Source organism: Nannocystis pusilla (assembly GCF_020073745.1).
GTDB lineage: Bacteria > Myxococcota_A > Polyangia > Nannocystales > Nannocystaceae > Nannocystis > Nannocystis radixulma.
In genome coordinates this window covers 137,560-156,417 of the sequence record NZ_JAIRAU010000019.1, presented here as the reverse complement: position 1 = coordinate 156,417, position 18,858 = coordinate 137,560, and the positions used below count along the sequence as shown (strand labels likewise).

Here is an 18,858-nt window from a genome sequence, read left to right as displayed (position 1 = left end):
GCGTCGGCGCAGGACGCCGCCTCCGGCTCGGCGACCGTGACCACACCGCCCGCCGCGTCGGCGACCTCGACCGCCGGCACGACCCAGCCGCGCTCCGCGGAGGAGCGGACCCCGTGGATCAAGCGGTACCGGCCCGTCCGAAACTCGTGGGAGCTCGGGATCTACGGCGGCGTGTTCCTCCCGTCGACGCGGCACGAGTTCTACGAGCCGGACCTCGGGGTCGAGGGGTTCGGGTATCAACGGCTCGCACGCGCCGGCGCCGACCTTGGCCTGCGCGTCGGTTACTACCCGCTGAGCTTCCTCGGCCTCGAGCTCGAGGGCGGCGTCATGCCGATGAGGGTGGCGGACGGGCGCCCAGCGACGCTCTACACCTTCCGCCCGGTCGTGCTGGCCCAGCTCCCGTACCGGATCGCGCCGTTCATCCGGGTCGGCTTCGGCCTCCTCGGGATCTCCTCGCCGTCGCTCGGCAAGGACATCGATCCCACGCTGAATGTCGGCGGCGGCGTGAAGTTCTACATCAATCGCCTGCTGGCGCTGCGCCTCGACATCGTCGACAACGTCGCCACCGCCCGCGGCGTCGGCAACGCGCGCTCGAACAACCTCGAGATCCTGCTCGGTCTGTCGCTCCGACTCGGCAAGCAGAAGGAAGCGCCGGCGCAGAGTCTGAGGGACACTGACGGCGACGGTCTGTACGATCCGGGCCAGGTCGGCGTTGCACCGGCCGACGAGGACGCGTGCCCGCAAGAGCCGGGGCCGCGTGAGAACCGGGGCTGCCCGCTGCGCGACACCGACGGCGACGGCCTGTATGACCCGGGCCAGGCCGGCGTCGCGCCGGCCGACGAGGACGCGTGCCCGCAGGAGCCCGGGCCGCGCGAGAACCGGGGCTGTCCGCTGGTCGACAGCGACAAGGACGGGCTCTTCGATCCCAATCAGCCGGTGCCGGCCGAGCAGATCGATCTCTGCCCGAGCGAGCCGGGCCCGCGGGAGCTCAAGGGCTGCCCCGACCGGGATCAGGACAAGATCATCGACAAGGTCGACAAGTGCCCGGACCAGCCGGAGGTCTACAACCAGATCGCCGACAGCGACGGTTGTCCCGACGAGATCCCGAAGGAGGTCAAAAAGATCTCCGGCGTCCTCGAGGGGATCTACTTCGACGTCGACAAGGACACGATCAAGCCCCGGTCGAAGTCCATCCTCGACAAGGCGGTCAAGGTCCTCAAGGAGTACTCCGAGACGCGCTGGCGGATCGAGGGCCACACCGACTCGGACGGCGATCGCGAGCACAACATGGACCTGTCGCAGCGCCGCGCCGAGGCAGTCCGCAATTACCTCGTCGAGCACGGGATCGACGGTCAGCGCCTGGTGCCCCAAGGCTTCGGCCCCGACCAGCCGATCGACACCAACGCGACCGCCAAGGGCAAAGCCAAGAACCGCCGCATCGAATTCAAGCTGATCGATTGATCGAGCGAGAGGATGGGCGCTCATCAGCCGGCGACGCCGAGTTGCGCGATGAACTCGAGCGCGTCGGAGAGCCGCGCTACGAAGCGCGGCAGCTCGGATCGCAGCTCGCCGTCTGCCTTCACGTGGATGGTGGTACGATCGGCCTTCACGAGGTAAGCGACCCCGAGCACACCTCCCTCGGCGTCCGAGAAGCCGAATACGTCGACGCCCGGGCGCGCCCCGGCGTTCGACGTGGTGACTCGCGGATGCATGAGCTCCCGGAACCCGCGGTCGGAGAGGACGGTGCGCCCGAAGGCGGAGAGGCCGTCCGGCTCGACGCGGACCCGCGACCGCGCCTCCTGGGCGTCGAGGAGCGCCGTGAAGTAGAGCACCGGGCTCTCACCGCGCTTGCAAGCGTCGACGAGGCGCCGGTGGGCGTCGACCGCCGCACGGAGGCGCGCCCCCGCGGTATCCCGCCCCTCGTCCCGCACGAACGCGAGCGACTCGGGCGTCACCGTGTACACCGTGTCGTAGCGGCCGTGACGAAATCGTCGCATCTGCACCGACTCGTTGACCGCCGGGAGCTCGCCGAAGATCGAGTACGCCGCGAGCTGGATAGCGAGCTGCACGGGGGCGTCGATGCCGAGCCGGAGCGCGCGGAAGCGCTCCGCCCCGAGCCCGTACGCGTCGAAGGTCAGCGTCCTCCGGCCGGCACGCTCGCGCTGGAGGAATGCGCGATTGTCGTCGAGGAGGCCGAGCACGCGCGGCGCGGGGCAGAAGTCGAGCGGGCGCAGGGAAAGCGCCGCGGCGCTTCCCACGAGAGACGCCTTTGTGCCGCGCGCGTGCGCTTCGGCCGCGACGCGCATGGCGTTGTGTCCGTCGACCGCCGAATGCTCGAAGGTCAGCGCTGCGCGCCCGTTGCCGGAGACGACGAGCTGGAGGCTCTTGTCGAACCACCTGTTCTCGAGGTTCCCCAGGCGCACGAGGTCCGCCATCTCGGGGGCGTCGGCGGGAAAGCTGTCGAGGTCGAGCGCCACCACGAAGAGCGCGTCCTCCACGGCTTCGAGGGCCGAGCGCGATGCTCCCTCCGCCGCGAGCGACGTGCGCACCGCGGACCAAGCCTCCCGCGGCAGCGCGGTGGCCGGCCCGGGCCCTGCGGGAGTGTTTGCCGTTGCTTTCGCGTCCAGGACGATTTTCTCGAAGGCGCGCGCGAGCTCGGCGGCCGTCGCCGGCGCATCTCCCACGAACGCGTCCACCGCCCAGAACGCGCCGTGCACGGCGACCACGAGGTGACGCGCCCAGGGCTCGCGTCGAACCAAGCGATCGTGCCGCGCATCCGGTATCCGCACGGTGGCGAAGAGCGTGCGCCGGTACTGCTCCATCTCGAGCGGCACGCCCGCGAGGATGTCGGGTTCGATCGAGCCTCGCTCGATCTCGTGGGCGACGGCGAGGAGGCCGGCGGCGAGGCTCGCGGCTCGCGCTACCACCGTCGTCTTCTCCGAATCGTCCTCCAGCACGAGGAAAAAGTGGTTTTGGAAGGGCAGCCCCCCGCGTAGCGCAAGGTAATAGTTCCGCGTAGCGCGCTCGCTCCAGTCGGTCTCGCCTTCGTGCGCTGCCTCGCGAAGTCGACGATCGGCGCACCGGAGCACGGGCACGAGCCCGCCGAAGAAGAGCCGTGCGCGCGTCAACTCGCGCTCCCCGAGCAGCGGCGCCGCGGCGGCGAACAGTCGCGGCATTGCCTCCTCGAGGCGCGGAATGGGCCGGCTCGGGAGCATCATGACGATGCAGAGCCTGTTTCACGACCGCGTGGAACGCACGGTGGAGGAGTTGGTCGCCCTGCCCGGCGGTCCATGATCGGGGCCATGAGCAACCGGCTGACGCCGGCGACGATGACGGCTGGGCCGGACGCGGTGAGCCACATGAACAGCGGGGCGTGCGCCAGCGTTTGCGGGTCGTAGAGGGCGACGTACGCGAGGAGCCCGAGGCCGGTCGCCAGGAACGCCGCCAGTTGATAGCCGCGCCAATAGTGATACAGGCTGGCCGGGCCGACGATGTAGAGACCGCGCAGCGCGATCTGCTGGCGCCGGAGCACATAGTAATCGGCGAGGATCGTCCCCGACAGCGCCGCGAGAGCGGCGCCGGTCCACGTGACGAACGCGAGGAAGTGGTCGTACAGCAGCGCCGGCGCGAAGCACAGCGCCGAGGCTGCCGCGAAGAAGAGCGCGCCGAGGCGACGCCAGTCGAGTCGGGCGAGCGAGGCGCTCGACTGGCGCAGCGCGACGCACGTACCGTACGCGATCGAGGTCAGGCTGGTGAGGTTGGCGACGGCGATGAATACCAGCGCGGTGAGGCCGAGCCCGACGCCGCCGAGCGGGATCATCCAGGCCGTCGGATCGGCGCTCCCGAGCGCGAGCGCGGCCACGAGGCCGACCACCTGCGCGACGACGGTCGCCGGGAACAGGCCGAGGAAGGCCGCCCACAGCGCCGTGCGCGGGTCTCTCGTCAACCGTGCGAGGTTGCCGATCACCGGCCACCACGAGATCCCCACGCCGATGTTGAGCTCGACGGCCAGCATGAAGTTGAGCCAGGGCCCCCCCTCCGCCGGGGCCAGCGGCGGCGCGCCGAGCAGCGTCTCCCATCGCGTCGCCGTGAGCAGCAGCGCGAACATGACGAGCGTGAGGACGGCCAGCGCAGGCGAGATGATCCGATTGAGCGCGCGGATGGCCCACGGCCCGCCCGCGAACATCCACCATGCGAGCGCCAGGGCCAGCAGACCGAGGCCCGTCACCGCCCACCCGTTCGGCTCCCAACTGGCGCCGAGCACCGCGTTGCCGACCTGCACGGCGGCGCGTCCGAACATCACCGCGAGCACGCCGGACCACCCGAGCACGTCGATCAGGATGATCGTGAAGACCAGGAGCGCCGACCCGCGCGCGCCGAAGACGCTGCGCAGCAGTGTGTATTGCTCGACGCCGTAGCGCTGACACGGGACCGCGCCGGCGAGCAGCGCGAGCGCCACACCGACCGCGTTGCCGAGGATCGTCGCGGCGACCCCATCGCGGAAGCCGACGAGAGCCGCGGTAGCGCCGCCGCTCAGGAAGGCCCACGTGGCGATGGCCAGACCGACGCTCACCCACAGGAAGTCGCCGAAGCCCCACACTCGCTCCACCCGCAGAACAGGCCATGTCCCGAAGGTCGCCTCTGACGGCATCGACACCGGATTCATACGACGAACGCGACGCTGGCGACGGAGATGAGCCCCACGACGGCCGTGAGCAGCCAGAGATCGATGGACCCGAGCGCGGTCGACAGTTCGACCTCCGCCAGGGTCACCGCGAGCCGACGTTCGAGCTCGGATTCCACGAGTTTATTCTTGTCACGCGAGGCAAGGCTGGTCAAGGCCAGACAACGGCGCGCCGCGGTGCCAGTGGGAGTTGCACGTGTCCGCAACAAGCGGACAGCGCTAGCGACGCGCACTTGCGGCATACAGCCTACACATAGCCTCGCTCACAATCGCCGCACTCCTCGCATACTCAAGCTCCGCCTCGACGAACTCCAATCCGGCCGGCCGCCCGGGGCCGATCTTGAACGATGAGGGGACGACTTCGCTCAAAAGGCCGATCGTCCGGCGGGAAATCACTTCTACATCTTATTCGCTAGAGCAGGCAGGAGCAGTTCTATAATTAATTGCACCCCCAAGCACACGCGTGCACCGCGAAGACCTGAACGCACCATCCCCCGCACGCGTCGCGATCCTTCCTATCCCCTGAGCGACGACGGCCGCGGGGCGCCTCTGGCGCCGGCGCGTACGCGACCACGCCAAGCACAATGGGCGCCCGCCCATTCGGGCGGGCGCCCAAACGCCAACACAGCGCGCGCATTTAACAATGATCGAACCTCGCTGTTATTGCTTGACGGGATGCCATGTCCTTCGTACAAGTGAAAGTCAGGAGGCTATCGACCATGCTGCGACTTTCGGATGACAGTTAAATTCGCACAAACGCTCGACATTGCACAATGTCGCGGAGTCGGGCAACCCCTAGTCTTTCCTCCCAGGGTGATGAGCTGGGCGGTCCTCGGGGATCTCGCGACTGCGCGACGTCGCAGACTTGCGATGATCACATAGCATACTGGATCACCATTGGGCCCTGCCGATCTCATCGTCGAGCTGCCGAGCGGGGCGCTCGATGCCGTCTTTCTCGAAGGTTATGAAGGAGCCAGGCGAATCATGGGCGTGAGTATCGCCGACATCTACGATGAGTACGTGGCGCACCGCTACGATGAGGACCCTTTCGGCATCATCCGTACCAGCGGCCGGATTGCCCTCGAGCAAGCCGCCCGCCACGTGAGCGAGGACCCCGAGGTGCTCGATCTCGGCATGGGCACCGGCGAGACACTTCGCCAGGTGCGCCATCGCTTGCAGGCGGCGAAGCTGCGCGGTGTGGACATCTCGCCGCGCATGGTCGAGCTCGCGCGACTCAAGCTCCCCGAGGCGCGCCTGGTGTGCGGAGACGCGGTCACCGCCGCTCGGCGGACCGAGCCTCGGTCGATCGATCTCGCAATGACGCACTTTCTCCTGAACTACGTCGAGCTCGACGCGTTGACCAAAGGCATCGCCCGGGCGCTGAAGCCCGACGGCCTCTGGTCCATCGTCACGACCACCGCGGAGTCGTTTCGACACATGCAGCGACTGGCGCTTCGGATCGTCGATGAAGCGACACTCCGGGCTCAGATGAGCGTACCCCGCAGCCCTCTCCACCTCGCGGCGGAGCTGCGAGCGCAGCGCTTCGAGTTGATGGAGGTCACCGAACTGGAGCAGCCGATCGAGCTGCCGGACACGGAGGCGCTGCTCGGCTTCGCCCTCGGCGCAGGGTGGTTCGCCTGCGATCTCCTGGCCAGCTTGGCCCGCTCCGGTCTCGATCCGTTTGCGGAATGGTTGGAGGATATTTTTCCGCTTCGAGATGTGGCGCGCGTCTGCATCTGCGTGGCGAGGAAGATCTGACTCATGGACATCGTCAGCCACGCTCTAATGGGAGTCATCCTGTCGACGCACTTCGAAGATGGACTTCATGCCGGACCCGCCGTTCAATACGCGCTGGCGTCTCTCGCGCCTGACTTCTGCTTCGTGCGTCTGGGCTTGAAGCTCGGTAGCGAGCGCGGGCGGCCGCTCTGCATCCCCCATCACGAGGACTGGCAAGGGTGCAGGCGCCGTCACCCCACCTGGGTCGCCTGGAGCTGGGATCTACCTTACAGCCTCCTGGCGTTGACGGTCCTCGGAGCGCTGGCGTGGTGGGGCGGTGTCATCGGGCTGTTCGTGGCATACGCGTTACACGTCGTCGTGGACTATTTCACGCATCAGGGGGAATGGGCCATGCGACCGCTCTTTCCCCTGTCGACCTGGGAGGTGCCGTCGATCTCGGACTCGTGGGAGTGGCCCTTGCGCCGCTGCGCTCTCGCCTGGTGCTTCCTGGGGACGATTCTGTACCTGGTGGCCTAGGTGCGCATCCGTCCGCCGAACCCCGATTTTGCCGGTCTCGTCGAGCCATTCAGGACGTTCCGGCGCGAAGCCGGAAGACACGACGAACCGCCCCCGCTGCCCGCTCGATTCATAAGTTCTCGATCTATGGGCCACGTCATGACTTGCAGCAGGTCGCCTCCGGCCGGCCGGCCGCATGAGGAGCACGTTCATGCTTGACTCCGTCTACCTCGGCAACTCGATCCAGCACTGGATCATCGCGCTGGCGATCGTCGTCGGCTCCCTCGCGGCCGGATGGATTATCAGCGCATTCATTCGATTGCTCGGCAAGCGCTTCAAGTCGGAATTCATGGTGAGCGTAGCCGCCGGCGCCGGCGATCCGGTCACGGCGCTGGTGGTGCTCTTCGGCGTCCGGATCGCGGCCGAGTCCCTCGCTCTGCCCGTGGGGGTGCGAGAGATCGCCAACAACGCGACGGTGTTTTGCACCGTCGTGGTGTTCACGTGGCTGGCCGCGAACGCGTACGACGCCGTTCATCGCGGGGTGTTCGAGCCCTATGCGAAGAGGCCTGGGGCGGGCGTCGATCTCCACCTCTTTGCCGTGCTGCGCACGATCATCAACATCGTCATCTGGATCATCGGCCTCGCCAGCGCGCTCAACAGCGTCGGTTTCGAGGTCTCGGCGATCCTCGCCGGCCTCGGTCTCGGCGGTATGGCCCTCGCCCTCGCCTCCCAGGACACAGTGGCGAACGTGTTCGGTGGCGTCCTCGTGCTGACACAGCGGCCCTTCAAGATCGGCGAGCGGATCGAGGTGGACGGCATCGATGGGTGGGTCCAGCATGTCGGCCTGCGTCAGACGGTCGTAAAAAACTGGTACGGGCGGACGGTCCTCATCCCGAACAAGAGGTTCACGGACAGCGTGGTGATCAACATCGACAGCCAGAGCGTCTACTTCCAGGAATTGCGGCTGCGTCTCGCGCCCGAGACCACCGCGGCGCAGCTGAAGAGTGCCACCGAGATACTCCACCAGATCGCGGTCGACGGACCCTTGCTCGACAACTCCCCGTGGATCGCCCTGGACAAGATCGGCCACGGATACTTCGAGATCGAATTCTGGTACGGCATCCTTCGATGGACTTCAGCGCAGGCACGTCAGTTCCCCGACGAGTACGAAAAGATCTGTCGGGGTAAGACCTGGGTAAACCTCGAGGTCATCTCGCGCTTCGAGGCGGCCGGTATCCGCTTCGCTCTGCCGATTCAGGCGTACGTCGGCTCACCGGCGGTTTTGGCAGACCCTTGATTCCCCCAGCAACAAACCCAAACGGAGATCAAAAGATGAACCAAAACAAGTTCGCGTCGGGGCCGGCCGAGCTCGTCAGCGCCCAGCAGCAACAAAACATCCAGGATCAGCAGGCCGAGCTCGCCACCGCCCAGAGTCAACAGAGCATCCGGGATCAGGCCGAGCTCATCGACGTCCAGGATCAGCAGGTTGGGCTCGCCACCAACGTACAGCAACAGAGCATCCAGGATCAGCAGGCCGAGCTCATCGACGTCCAGGATCAGCAGGCCGAGTTCGCCACCGCCCAGAGTCAACAGAGCATCCGGGATCAGCAGGCCGAGCTCATCGACGTCCGGCCGACGCGCTGACCTCGAAGAGCTGGACGACGTTCAGCATCGCGCTCCCTTCTCAGGGGGTGCGTGCTGATCTGTGGCGCGCTCGAGTCCATCGCGGCCGGCAGCTTCAGCGCCTGCCACGGCTGCGCGTGCTACTGCAGACGGTGGGCCAACGCCGCGCGATCCTCAGGAGATGTCGTACTTCTTCATCAGGCGCTTGAGCTGATCGCGGCTGCGCAGCTTCAGCGCGCGCCATGCCTGCTCGCGTACACCGTCGCAGGCGGCGAGCGCGGCGACGATCTCCTCGCGGGTGAGCTCGCCCGGGGCGACGTGGGGCTCCGGCAGCCGCGGCGGCGGGCGCGTCACGGCGAGGTCCGGCAGCGTCTCGACCACGCCGCCCGTGCTGGTCGTCACGGCTCGCCACAGCAGCTCGACCAGCTCGCGGACGTGCGCCGAGTAGGAGCGCTGCACCAGCGCGGCGAGCAGGGCGGCGCTGGTCCGCGGCCGGTCGCCCGCGAACAGCCGCGCGCGCAGCTCGGGGTGCGCGCCGGCGAAGCCGCCGAGGACGTGCGGCACGAGCAGGGCCACGTCGTCGCGCCGCTCGTCGAGGCCGGGGACGCGCAGGCGGTGGACGAACCGGGCCACCAGGTCGTGCTTGAGCTCCGCGAGGTCGCGGTTGGTCGCGCCGAAGATCCGCGCGTCGCTGACCCGCCGCTGCGGCTCGCCGAGCCGCTGGTACTCCCCGCAGTCGAGCACCCGCAACAGGCGCCCCTGCAGCGCGTGCGGCAGCTCGCCGAGCTCGTCGAGGAACAGCGCGCCGCCGTGGGCCTCGCCGAGCAGCCCGGCGCGGTCGGGTATGCCGGGGCTCGGGTAGTCGCGCAGGTTGCCGAACAGCTCGGCGTCGATCAGCGGCTCGGGGATCGTCGCGGCGTGGCGCGCGACCAGCGGAGCGCCGGCCCGCGGCGAGCCGGCGTGCAGCGCCCGCACCACCAGCTCCTTGCCCGCGCCGGTCGGGCCGTGGACGAGCACGGGCCCGCCGAGCCCGGTGACCGCGGCGACCTGCCGCCGCAGCTCCCACGCAGCCGGCGATTCGCCGACGATCCCGCACGCGTCGGCTGCCCCGAAGGGGAACGGCGGACCCCACGGCTCGCCGCGCGGCCACGCGGACGGCCGCCGCGAGAGCAGCAGTGCGAACCGGCCGGCGGCCTCGACGACGTCGCCGGGGTCGGCGATCGCCCGCTCGACCTCGTGGCCGTTGACCCGCAACTCGCCGCGCCCGAGGCGCTCGACCAAGAGCCCGCCGTCTGCGAGCGCGCGGACGCGCATGTGCCAGCGCGACACCCGGGCGTCGCGCAGCGGGCCGGTGTCGACCTTCGAGAACGGGCGTAACTGCTGCAGCACGAGCGGCAGGGCCCCGTCCTCACCGGGCTCGACGGCCCGCCCGATCGTGAACGGCACGTCGACCGCCCCGCGCGGCAGGCAAAACACCTCGCCGACCCGCTCGGGCTCGTCGTGCGACCAGATCAGCATCAGCGCCGGGACGGTCGGCTCGGGCCCGGCCGGCGGCGCGCCCGGCCCGCGGATCGAGCTGCCGGTCAACGTGGACTCCTGGGGACCGCGGTGCGGCATTGCGAGCGAACCACTTGTACAACAGGCGCACCTTCTGGATCGAGCGCAGGCCGTGGCCGTTCGGATCGAGCGCTCCCCGCGGGCACCCCTGCGTGGGCGCCCCCCGCCGATTCGGGCGCCAGCGATGGGCGCCCACTGTCAGGGCTCGGCGACGCGCGAATGATCAATGGACTTGCGCCACCGCCCGGCCCGCGCGAGACTCGGGGCTTCGGCCCCGACCGGCCGATCGACACCAACGCGACCGCCAAGGGCAAGGCCAAGAACCGCCGTATCGAGTTCAAGCTGATCGACTGACGGCGAGCGTGGACGGCGGCGAACCGCCGACCGACCGGGTGGGACAGGTCGCTCGCCCGGCCCCTGCGCGTCCGAGACCGTCGAGCGGGCGCTGCCACGAGCTGCCACTCCAGCCGGCGCCGCTATCCGCCACGGTATTCGATGGACCGGCGCCCGCGAGCGCCGGCAGTCCGGCGTCGATCACGCGAGCCACCTAGGCTCGCGTCGAGCGTCAGGGCACCTACGTGCCGGCGAAGCGGCTACTTGACATCGACGTTGATCGCGACTTTCGCGGTCTGGGGAATGCAGTCAGCGGCCTTGCACACGGCGTACTTCAGCTCGCCCGTCAGCGTCTTCTTGCCGACCGACGACGCGGTGAACGCCACGACGAACTCCGCGCTCGCTTCCTCGAACTTGACCGCTTCCGCGCGCACCTGCGCGGCCTTCTCCATGGTCACGCCGCTCGGTGCGACCATCACCAGCTTGGTGGGATATTCCATGTTCAGGCGGAATCCGGAGCTGGGAACGATCGAGATCTTCGCCGTGCTCCTTACATTCACGGTCGTAGCAGGCGCGGAGGCAGTCACCGTGGCGTACGTTCCCGCGACGGCGGTCCCGACGGATCCGATGAACAACAGGGCGGCGATGGCGAGAGTTCTCTTCATGATCTTTGGTCCTCGAGTGGATCTACCTGCCCATTCAGCACGACCCCGAGTTACCGGAGGCTAAGTTTGAGAATGGCCCGTGCTACGGGAGGCGAGGTTGAGGGTACTTCTAACGGCGCTTGGTTCCCAAGAGAAATCGTAAGCTCGCTCATCACGGTCCTGCGCCCGACCCCACCCGTCCGCAGGACGGGCGCCCATCGCCAAGATCAGGATCGACAATGGGCGCCCAGAGAGCCGATCTTCCGGATGAGGATTTCGGGCCACTCCAGCTCCGGGACCTCGGCGAGCGGCCAGAGTCCCTTACCCATGGCCCACCGGACGCACCGGCGGCCTTGGGAACGTGCGCCCGGACATATTGTTGTCGAGCGGCAGACGTCCCTCGCTCGCACGCGTCGAGCGAGCTCGAAAAGGTCGCCTGCAAGGGCACGAAAAAAGTTCGAAGTTTTTTGGATCGCAACGGGATGGTCCTGGCTCTTCACCCTTGAGCCTCGCCATGGCCGGCGGTCCCATCCACCCCGAGGCTCGAGATACCCGCCTCGAACTTCTTGACCCCCAAGAACTCCAATGGACGTCACCCACACGCATGAAGCGGCGCTCAAGGCATGTCCGTCGACCGTCCTCTTGGCGCCGATGAACATCGACGTGCTGGGCCGCCAGCGATCCTGATCCGATAGGTGAGGCGGCGAGATCGCATTCAAAAGACCTCGACCGATGCGAGAAGATCCATGAAAGCTCAGAAAAATCCTTCATCTGGCAACAATCGGCCCCATGCCGCGCTGACGCTGGATCGGCGCGGCTTCCTCACGGTGGGCGCCACGCTTGGCGCTGGGTTCTTGCTGCCCGACATCACAGGTTGCAGCTCGAGCGATGACGACAATCCGCCAAACCCGATCGAAAATGGCGAGCTCTTCACGCCCGCCAGCGTCCGATCCCGGGACGGGCTCCTCGATATCGAGATGACCATCACCGAGACCGAGGTGACGGTGGGCCAGTATACGTTCATGACCCGCGCATACACTGGTCTCAAGGTCAATCACGGGGAGGCGAGCTTCGGCGATACGACGTATACGGGGGTGGTCCCGGGCCCGAGCATCGAGCTCCGCCCGGGTGACAAGCTCAAGCTGAAGCTCATCAACGACCTTCCGGACGACGGCAGCGCCGTCGACCCCCCCGACTGTGCCGGCGGCAGCGGCGGCGGCGGGCACGACGGGCACGGCGCGGGCACGGACAACAACACGACCAACCTCCACACGCACGGCCTGCACGTCGACCCCGGTCAGCCCGGAGATGACGTGTTCCTGAAGATCCGTCCTCGCGAAACCTACGACTTCGTCTTCGATATCCCACGAGACATCGACATGCCGGACGGGACGAAGGCCAGTCATCCAGCCGGGACCTATTGGTACCACCCGCACATGCACGGATCGACGGCGATCCAGGTGGCAGGTGGGATGGTCGGGGCGATCATCATCCGCGACGAAGAGAGAGACGACCTCGACAGGCTGTTCTCTCCCGAGCCCGGGCCGGGGCAGGGTAAGGAGCAGCTCCTCGTCGTCGGCGAGTACATGATCCAGACCAAGGACTCGTGCGATGGAAAGACCCGCCTCGCGACGTATGGGGAGATGGGCCATGCCGGTCCCCTTCCTTCTGGCGTCGAGGATTTCTTCCACATCAACGGCCAGCTGAATCCGGTCATTCGCATGCGCCCGAGCGAGGTGCAGCGTTTTCGGCTGCTTCACACGGGCTTTCGTGCTCCGCTGGACATCGCCTTCCTCCGCGTGCCGGACGATCAGGTGGACGCCGCGACGTCGTTGCCGAAGCCCGACTATGATCCGTTTGGCTATTCTTGCGCCTCACCGCCCAAGGTTCAACCCACGCTCAACCGGGACGAGCTTCGAGCGAAGTCGGCCACTTACTACCAGGTCGCGACGGACGGGATCACGTACGGCGCACCCCTGAAGATGCCGCTCGCCAACCCCGTCTCCGAGGTCGAGTACGTCATCCCGCCGGGGGGCCGCGTGGACATGCTCGTCCAATTCGAAGCGGGCACCTACCAGATGGTGGCGCTCGGCTACCCCGACTTCGTCTGCTGGGAGCCGCAGGTCCTCGCCACCGTGGTCGTCTCGGGGGAGTCGGACACGAGCCTTCAGATCCCGCAGGTGCTCACGCCGCCAGCGCTTTACCCGCCGTTCGACGACACGTCGAAGCCTGGTAACGAGGTCACGAACACGCGCCAGGTCGAATTCGCGGTGACCGTGGACGATGCCCAAGTAGCGCACTTCACCATCGACGGCAAGACGTTCTGCCACGGCCGCGTCGACCAATGCGTCCACCTCGGGGCCGTGGAAGAATGGACAATCATCAACAAAATCACCGTTCCGGCGGGAGCGTCGGTTCATCCCTTCCACATCCACGTCAACTCGTTCCTCGTGACGTCCATCAACGGGAAGAACCCGTCACAGCCGATCTGGCGCGACACGTGTATCATACCCACGAACGGGCAAGCCGACGGCACCCTCACGTTCCTGTCGCGCTTCCTGCATTTCCAGGGACAGTACGTGCTGCACTGCCACATCCTGGAGCACGAGGATGAAGGCATGATGCAGGTCGTCGAGGTGCAGGACGCGGCATGCCCACCGCCGCCGGTGGATGACGCTTGCGAGAGCGAATGAGCCCCCGGAACCTCCTGTGCTGGGCAAGTACAAGATCGAGCTGGGGGGCGCAAGAGGACCCTCGACATTCGGCTCCCGGCGACGGATGTGATGATATGACGCCCGAGACGAGCATCCGACTTCGAGACCCCGCTCTCTCTCGTTCCGGGAAGCAGCGCGAGTGCAGTCTTTCAGTGACTCCTTTGTGTTTTGCGGCCAACCCTGCGAGTAATTGATTCAACTCGGCAATGCCGTGCCGCCCATCCTTGGGGAGACTATCGCCCGGAGCGTCAGCGCCTGTATCAGGAGAATTCGGGGCGGACGCCGTGTGGTCGTCATCGTCGCCACGGGTGCCGCGGACGCTCGACAGCAGCGCGTCGCGCACCTCGGCTGAAGGCGCAGGCGCGCAGGAGCGCGGCGGACGGGAGCGAGCGGTGGACGCAGCTGGAGATGGGCACGACGTCGTAGCCGCGCTCGTTGAGCCCGAGTGCCGTGTTGTCGTACAGCGCCGACCACCGCCCCGCTCCGTCGCCCTCGGGCCCCATTGCGCGGAGAAGCGCGCGTTCGGAGATGTTGTTGTCGAGCGGCAGGCGGCCCTCGTCGAGGAAGCGGCGGAGGGCCGCCGGCTGGTTGCGTGCGTAGGCCAGCGCCGCGGCGATCGCCGAGTCGTCGCCGGGCGACCTCGGCCTGCTCGTCGCACGTGAATGATTTATGTGCGCGGGCGCAGGGCGTAGCTGATATGGCCTATGTAGTCGGCCTTCCGAGGTCGACGCCATGGTTGCGGAGGATCGCGTAGGTCGTGACCAGGTGGAAGTAGAAGTTCGGGAGCGAGAAGTCGCGCAGGTACTGGAAGCCGGTCATTTCGAGCATGAACTGGTCGCCGAGGACGCGGCGGACCGGGCGGTCGGCCGCGTCGGCGAGGGCGTCGGGGGAGACGTCGCGCAGCGCGGCGATCGTCGCGGCGATCCGGCGCTGGAGCTGCTCGAGGGTCTCGTCGGGGGTCTCGAGCGGGGGCTGCGGCTGGCCGGTCAGGTGGGCGATCGCGTCGATCGCCTGGAAGCAGACGAACTGGACCTGACGGGTCAGCGGATCACCTGGGGTCGGGCGGGCTGGGCGCATGAGGAATCGGGACGGGCAAGCGGATCGGTCGGGAAGGGGCTCGTGCCGGACATCGGCGACGCCGAGAAGGCCCCGTGGGTCGGCGCCTGTCACGACCTCCTGCGGCAGCTGGCCGAAGACAGCGACCACCCGGCGCCTTCGCTGCGCCTGGCGATGTTCCTCGCCAAGATGTTCCCCCAAAGAGACGCCGCCGCCCACGTGCAGCGGGCGATCGACCGCACCAACGGCCAAACTCTCGCGCTCCAGGTCTGGCTGCTGCGCAACCTCATCCCCTATTACATGGTCGCCGGTGAATCGGAGGAGGCCGACGACCGCGCCCGGCAGCTCTACGCTTTGACGCAGGCGCACCCCGACGTCGGCGACATGCTCAACGAGACGGGCGACGGCGCCCACGTTCATCCCCTGGTCGGCGCCGTGTGGGAGTGCATCTGAGCGGCTCCGCCGCCGTCTCGCTGCGGAGCCGCCGCCTGCAGCGATTCGGTCGCCGGTGAGACCACAGGTACGCCCGCTGTCTCCTCGATCGCATGGCTTGATCGGCCGTCACGGAAGCCGCGGCGACTCTCCCATCCTGCTCGCCGCGACTCATGCCGGTGGGGCTGAGCTGGCCGCGTCGCGGAGGCGCCGGAGGTCGCGCGCAGGGGGGCGCCGAACAGGCGGCTGTATTCGCGGCTCGCGGTGCGGGCGATCTCGGAGGGGCTGCGCCAGGGTGACGACGATCTCGCCGGGCGTGGTCGAGTCGGAGCTCGCCGATAGCATCACGGATCCAGGCGCCCGCGACGTGATGCGAGAGTTCCGCCGGATCGCGCTCCCGGCGGCTGCGATCGCCCGCGCGATCAAGTTCGCCGCCGAGGAGCCGGATGACGTTGACCTCAGCGAGATCATCGTGCGACCGACGGCGGGCGAATTCTGAAGCGTCGCCGCCCGAGGCGGACCTCGGGCGGAAAGCCGGCCCGGCAGCGTGGAGGATGAGATCGACGGTGCCGTGCCGATCCGTTCAGGCGGGGCGAGGGCAAGCTCGAGCCCGTGACGGACAACCAGCGGGTGAATGTCTATAGCGGCCGCGACGGTCAGTAACGCGCGGCGACGTATGCCGTATCGTCATTGATCGTCTGGAGCACCATCCTGAAGTTTCGATTGACCGTGTCGCTGTACGCAAACGCCCAGCCCCAGCTCTGATCGACGAACCCGGGGTCCCAGAAGGTGGTCCAAACGCCGCCAGAGTACTGGTCGAAGCGCTGGTTCAGGTTCGGGGTGTTGTCGGGGCCCTTGCTCTTGCGGCAGGAGGCGAGCCAGCCAGACGTCGACGACCCCAACACCACGGAGACATTGGAGGTGAGCGCGGAGTGGAACTCCTGATCGTGTGCACCGAGCTCGAAGCCGAAATCGTCTTCAACGAGCTCCTTCGCCGCTGAGAAGTACGTGGCAGTCGTGGAGTAGCCAGAACAATTCGACAACTGCCCGGTCCACGAGAGCGCCTTTGTCACCTCGGGCGGCAGTGCGAGATCGTCCAGGGAGAGGCTGCGGGGCGACGGCTCGGCGAGGCCCTCCGACGCGAGACGCCGGTGATGCGCGAATAGCGCATCCGGAGGCACGTCCTCGGCCGGCGCAAGCGCGAGGAAGAGCTCGAGAGGCGTGGCCCCGTGCGCACGCAACGCGCCGACCGTGGCGGAGTGCCCGCTGTAGATCGTCGCGATGCCGGGCGTTTCCGGCGGGCCCAGGTCGATGAAGTGGACTTCGCCGCCCTCGGGAAGCTGCAAGGACGCGACGATGTTCGAGTTCGCCGTCGACGTGGCCTCCTCGGTTTCCTCGAGGGGCACGACCTTGACTCCCTCGTCAGAGGGATCCTCAGTGAGGTCATCACCGGGATCGGCGGCGTCGGGGTTGCCGGCGTGGACGAACTCTCCCACGACCTTGCTCGTCGAGGCGGAAGCCTCGTCGGCGAAGACGAGGTCGGCGGCGCCGTTCTCGACGCCGGCCTCGGGCTCGTTGTCGCAGCCGACGGCGGGGGCGAGGATGCAGAGCGCCGCGAGGAGGGTGAGCGGGTGGCGTGCACGGATGGTGAGCGGATTCGTGGTCTTCAAGGTGTTCTCCTTGTGATGCATGCGAAGTGGACCAGTCGGCAGCGGCCCGTCGATTGACGTGACCGCCACCGTCAGTCAGGCTTTGCGAACGCCGAGCCCAGGACCGCCCACGAGAATCTCTACGCTTTTCAACCCATCGCCTCCGCCGGTGGCCCAACTGTCTCCGGAGACAGCGGAGACATGTCCTCGGACACCCCAGCCCTCCAATGGCCGCACGACGGCTCGTGCACTTCGACGATGACCTGGGCCGGAGCGGGCGAGGAGGAAGTGGCCGGCGTGGATGAGGCCGTGGAAGCGCTCGCGCACTCGAGCGTGCCAAATCCGTGGATCGCGGGCGGCGCCTGCGCTAAAAAGCGCATGATGAGCCCCTAACCTCGGACCCCCCCTCTTGCCGCCCTCGTGCTCCTCGTCGCCTGCGCGCCGCGGGACGGCGACCAGTCCGGGTTCGGAACAGGGCCCGGAGCCTCGTCCCTCCCCGTGCGGACGACCGATGCCTCGACCACGAGTCCCGGCACCATCTCCACGGGGACGACGGCCAGCTCGGCGAGCACGGGCGGCGACGCCGGGTCGACCTCCTCGTCGGGCACGACTGTCAACCTCGACGTGGGTGACATCCCGGACGGCAGCAACCCGCAGCCGGCGGGGTGTCAGGGCAAGGTCGACTTCCTGTTCGTGATCTCGCGCGACGCGCACATGGCTCTTGAGCAAGACGTCGGCGAGTCGTACTACGATCGCCTCGTCGCCACGATTCCGCACTTTTTAGCACGATCGAGGCGAAATTCGCGGATTTCGACTACCACATTCTCGTCACCAAGGGTGACCCCCGTTGGGGCAGCCAATACTGCGACGAGGAGTGTCCCGGCCCGTTCACCGATTGGTGCGAGCCTGGGAGCGACTACCCCTGCGAGTATGTCCCGACAGCGTGACCTGACCTGGGGCGCGGGGGTGGTGTTCAACGCGGGGCGGGTCGCCGCGAACAAGCCGTGCGACATCGCCGGGGGGAGGCGCTACCTCACCAAGGATCAGCCCGACCTCGAGGAGACCTTCGCGTGCGTCGCCCAGGTAGGCGCGAGCGGGCTTGACCGGCTCGGCGACGCGCTCGTCGCCGCCGTCAGCTCCGACATCAACGCGCCGGGAGGCTGCAACGAGGGCTTCCTCCGCGACGATGCGCTCCTCGTCGTCACCCTCGTGACGAGCACCCTCGACGATACCTCGGAGGGCAAGCCCTATGACTGGTTCAAGACGGTACGGGGCGCCAAGCATGGCGACCTCAGCTCGATCGTCGTGCTCTTCGTCGGCCCGCCGAGTCAAGAGTATTGCGATCACCCTCCGTACCCGAATCGCCTCTGCCAGATGTTCAACCAGTTCCCGCAACGGCTCGTCGAGGACTGCCTCAACGAGGACTACAGCGCCGGGTTCGATGCCGCGACCGACATGAGCTTCGAGGCTTGCTCGAACTTCATCCCACAGTAGGTGCCCGCCGCCGCCCATGCGGGCGCGAGGCTCACGGGTTCAGGTACACGACCGCGGGGAACCCATTGGCGAGCCCCCCGCCGTAGATGTGACCCATCGGGCCCACACTCACCGATCTGGCGTGCTCAAGCGCGCCCATGCCGTCATGCACGAACGTCCACGCAGGGGCGTACTGCTCACGGAGGAGGTACGCCCCGATCCAGAAGTTCGTTCCCTGTCCGGCCTTGAGCGAGCCCGCGACGACACCATGACCCCCAGGAGTGATCGCCACGCCCCGAGGCAGTACACTATGTCCACGTGAACAAACTCGCGCTTGCTCGGCAGGCGGTCAATGCGCTGGAGGCGCGCTCTGGCAAAGCCAAGGAAGAGCTTGGCAAAGTGATCCAGATGCCCGCGAGGCGCAGTTTTAGGGCTTATTAGCACTTCGCGGGCAAGAGCGA

The 18,858-nt window shown here is 67.5% G+C and carries 19 protein-coding genes and 1 pseudogene; 11 read left to right on the top strand and 9 right to left on the bottom strand.

Features of this window, described 5'->3' with window-relative positions; genetic code table 11:
• Positions 1–36: 36 nt before the first annotated feature.
• Positions 37–1,461: an OmpA family protein gene (locus tag K7C98_RS15780; RefSeq protein ID WP_224192494.1), complete on the top strand. Its 1,425-nt coding sequence runs from the start codon at positions 37–39 to the stop codon at positions 1,459–1,461.
• Positions 1,462–1,484: 23 nt separating this feature from the next.
• On the opposite strand, the gene K7C98_RS15775 is transcribed toward K7C98_RS15780, so the two are convergent.
• From K7C98_RS15775 to K7C98_RS15765, 3 genes are read right to left on the bottom strand one after another with little or no spacing between them, the layout of a single operon-like run.
• On the bottom strand, positions 1,485–3,218 hold the full coding sequence (locus tag K7C98_RS15775) for a choline/carnitine O-acyltransferase (protein WP_224192493.1): 1,734 nt from the start codon (positions 3,216–3,218) through the stop codon (positions 1,485–1,487).
• Entirely contained in the window at positions 3,215–4,651 is a 1,437-nt protein-coding gene (locus K7C98_RS15770) for a purine-cytosine permease family protein (RefSeq protein WP_224192492.1), read from the bottom strand. Before K7C98_RS15770 ends, K7C98_RS15775 begins: the two co-directional genes overlap by 4 nt.
• Before the next feature lie 11 nt (positions 4,652–4,662).
• Positions 4,663–4,803 carry a hypothetical protein gene (locus tag K7C98_RS15765; RefSeq protein ID WP_224192491.1) on the bottom strand — a complete coding sequence of 47 codons (141 nt, stop codon included), beginning with the start codon at positions 4,801–4,803 and terminating at the stop codon, positions 4,663–4,665.
• A 778-nt stretch (positions 4,804–5,581) separates the two neighbouring features.
• Between K7C98_RS15765 and K7C98_RS15760 the strand changes: the two genes are divergently transcribed.
• The 4 genes from K7C98_RS15760 to K7C98_RS15745 all read left to right on the top strand — a co-directional run bounded on the left by K7C98_RS15760 (position 5,582) and on the right by K7C98_RS15745 (position 8,560).
• Positions 5,582–6,442 (top strand): class I SAM-dependent DNA methyltransferase, encoded by an 861-nt coding sequence (locus K7C98_RS15760; protein ID WP_224192490.1) that lies wholly within the window; start codon positions 5,582–5,584, stop codon positions 6,440–6,442.
• A gap of 3 nt (positions 6,443–6,445) precedes the next feature.
• The gene (locus tag K7C98_RS15755; RefSeq protein ID WP_224192489.1) at positions 6,446–6,937 is read left to right on the top strand and encodes a metal-dependent hydrolase; all 492 of its coding nucleotides are present in this window, start codon (positions 6,446–6,448) and stop codon (positions 6,935–6,937) included.
• 190 nt (positions 6,938–7,127) lie between these two features.
• Positions 7,128–8,213: a mechanosensitive ion channel family protein gene (locus tag K7C98_RS15750; RefSeq protein ID WP_224192488.1), complete on the top strand. Its 1,086-nt coding sequence runs from the start codon at positions 7,128–7,130 to the stop codon at positions 8,211–8,213.
• A 35-nt stretch (positions 8,214–8,248) separates the two neighbouring features.
• A complete protein-coding gene (locus K7C98_RS15745; protein ID WP_224192487.1) occupies positions 8,249–8,560 on the top strand; it encodes a hypothetical protein in 312 nt (103 codons plus the stop codon).
• A 153-nt stretch (positions 8,561–8,713) separates the two neighbouring features.
• Here K7C98_RS15745 and K7C98_RS15740 read toward each other — a convergent pair whose 3' ends face one another.
• Positions 8,714–10,126 (bottom strand): sigma-54-dependent transcriptional regulator, encoded by a 1,413-nt coding sequence (locus K7C98_RS15740; RefSeq protein WP_224192486.1) that lies wholly within the window; start codon positions 10,124–10,126, stop codon positions 8,714–8,716.
• Positions 10,127–10,315: 189 nt separating this feature from the next.
• Here K7C98_RS15740 and K7C98_RS43635 point away from each other — a divergent pair, with 189 nt between their 5' ends.
• Positions 10,316–10,450 (top strand): hypothetical protein, encoded by a 135-nt coding sequence (locus tag K7C98_RS43635; RefSeq protein ID WP_263429527.1) that lies wholly within the window; start codon positions 10,316–10,318, stop codon positions 10,448–10,450.
• Positions 10,451–10,689: 239 nt separating this feature from the next.
• Here the strand turns inward: K7C98_RS43635 and K7C98_RS15735 are convergent, their stop codons facing one another.
• Entirely contained in the window at positions 10,690–11,094 is a 405-nt protein-coding gene (locus K7C98_RS15735; protein ID WP_224192485.1) for a hypothetical protein, read from the bottom strand.
• Between the two features lie 725 nt (positions 11,095–11,819).
• Here K7C98_RS15735 and K7C98_RS15730 point away from each other — a divergent pair.
• A complete protein-coding gene (locus tag K7C98_RS15730; protein ID WP_224192484.1) occupies positions 11,820–13,766 on the top strand; it encodes a multicopper oxidase family protein in 1,947 nt (648 codons plus the stop codon).
• Positions 13,767–14,080: 314 nt separating this feature from the next.
• Here K7C98_RS15730 and K7C98_RS44810 read toward each other — a convergent pair whose 3' ends face one another.
• Together K7C98_RS44810 and K7C98_RS15720 are read right to left on the bottom strand one after the other, a co-directional pair.
• Positions 14,081–14,521: an IS66 family transposase gene (locus K7C98_RS44810; RefSeq protein ID WP_224192483.1), complete on the bottom strand. Its 441-nt coding sequence runs from the start codon at positions 14,519–14,521 to the stop codon at positions 14,081–14,083.
• Entirely contained in the window at positions 14,490–14,864 is a 375-nt protein-coding gene (locus K7C98_RS15720; protein ID WP_224192482.1) for a DUF1993 family protein, read from the bottom strand. The genes K7C98_RS44810 and K7C98_RS15720 overlap by 32 nt, the downstream gene beginning before the upstream one ends.
• Before the next feature lie 42 nt (positions 14,865–14,906).
• Between K7C98_RS15720 and K7C98_RS15715 the strand changes: the two genes are divergently transcribed.
• Both K7C98_RS15715 and K7C98_RS15710 read left to right on the top strand, forming a co-directional pair.
• On the top strand, positions 14,907–15,296 hold the full coding sequence (locus tag K7C98_RS15715) for a hypothetical protein (RefSeq protein ID WP_224192481.1): 390 nt from the start codon (positions 14,907–14,909) through the stop codon (positions 15,294–15,296).
• 237 nt (positions 15,297–15,533) lie between these two features.
• Positions 15,534–15,774, top strand: a pseudogene (locus tag K7C98_RS15710) (oxidoreductase); the annotation flags it as partial.
• A gap of 157 nt (positions 15,775–15,931) precedes the next feature.
• Here K7C98_RS15710 and K7C98_RS15705 read toward each other — a convergent pair.
• Positions 15,932–16,945, bottom strand: a complete 1,014-nt coding sequence (locus K7C98_RS15705) for a hypothetical protein (RefSeq protein WP_224192479.1) — start codon at positions 16,943–16,945, stop codon at positions 15,932–15,934.
• Between the two features lie 477 nt (positions 16,946–17,422).
• Between K7C98_RS15705 and K7C98_RS15700 the strand changes: the two genes are divergently transcribed.
• The gene (locus tag K7C98_RS15700; RefSeq protein ID WP_224192478.1) at positions 17,423–18,418 is read left to right on the top strand and encodes a hypothetical protein; all 996 of its coding nucleotides are present in this window, start codon (positions 17,423–17,425) and stop codon (positions 18,416–18,418) included.
• A 31-nt stretch (positions 18,419–18,449) separates the two neighbouring features.
• Here K7C98_RS15700 and K7C98_RS15695 read toward each other — a convergent pair whose 3' ends face one another.
• Positions 18,450–18,689 carry a hypothetical protein gene (locus tag K7C98_RS15695; RefSeq protein ID WP_224192477.1) on the bottom strand — a complete coding sequence of 80 codons (240 nt, stop codon included), beginning with the start codon at positions 18,687–18,689 and terminating at the stop codon, positions 18,450–18,452.
• A 26-nt stretch (positions 18,690–18,715) separates the two neighbouring features.
• On the opposite strand from K7C98_RS15695, the gene K7C98_RS43630 reads away from it, so the two are divergent.
• Positions 18,716–18,838, top strand: a complete 123-nt coding sequence (locus K7C98_RS43630) for a hypothetical protein (RefSeq protein WP_263429526.1) — start codon at positions 18,716–18,718, stop codon at positions 18,836–18,838.
• Positions 18,839–18,858 lie beyond the last annotated feature (20 nt).

Excerpts from the sequence above, each read along its gene's own strand:
- K7C98_RS44810 (WP_224192483.1), bottom strand. The coding sequence starts at position 14,521 with ATGGCGTCGACCTCGGAAGGCCGACTACATAGGCCATATCAGCTACGC.
- K7C98_RS43635 (WP_263429527.1), top strand. The coding sequence starts at position 10,316 with ATGATCAATGGACTTGCGCCACCGCCCGGCCCGCGCGAGACTCGGGGC.
- K7C98_RS15775 (WP_224192493.1), bottom strand. The coding sequence starts at position 3,218 with ATGATGCTCCCGAGCCGGCCCATTCCGCGCCTCGAGGAGGCAATGCCG.
- K7C98_RS15730 (WP_224192484.1), top strand. The coding sequence starts at position 11,820 with ATGAAAGCTCAGAAAAATCCTTCATCTGGCAACAATCGGCCCCATGCC.
- K7C98_RS15750 (WP_224192488.1), top strand. The coding sequence starts at position 7,128 with ATGCTTGACTCCGTCTACCTCGGCAACTCGATCCAGCACTGGATCATC.
- K7C98_RS15745 (WP_224192487.1), top strand. The coding sequence starts at position 8,249 with ATGAACCAAAACAAGTTCGCGTCGGGGCCGGCCGAGCTCGTCAGCGCC.
- K7C98_RS15735 (WP_224192485.1), bottom strand. The coding sequence starts at position 11,094 with ATGAAGAGAACTCTCGCCATCGCCGCCCTGTTGTTCATCGGATCCGTC.
- K7C98_RS15720 (WP_224192482.1), bottom strand. The coding sequence starts at position 14,864 with ATGCGCCCAGCCCGCCCGACCCCAGGTGATCCGCTGACCCGTCAGGTC.
- K7C98_RS15755 (WP_224192489.1), top strand. The coding sequence starts at position 6,446 with ATGGACATCGTCAGCCACGCTCTAATGGGAGTCATCCTGTCGACGCAC.
- K7C98_RS15770 (WP_224192492.1), bottom strand. The coding sequence starts at position 4,651 with ATGCCGTCAGAGGCGACCTTCGGGACATGGCCTGTTCTGCGGGTGGAG.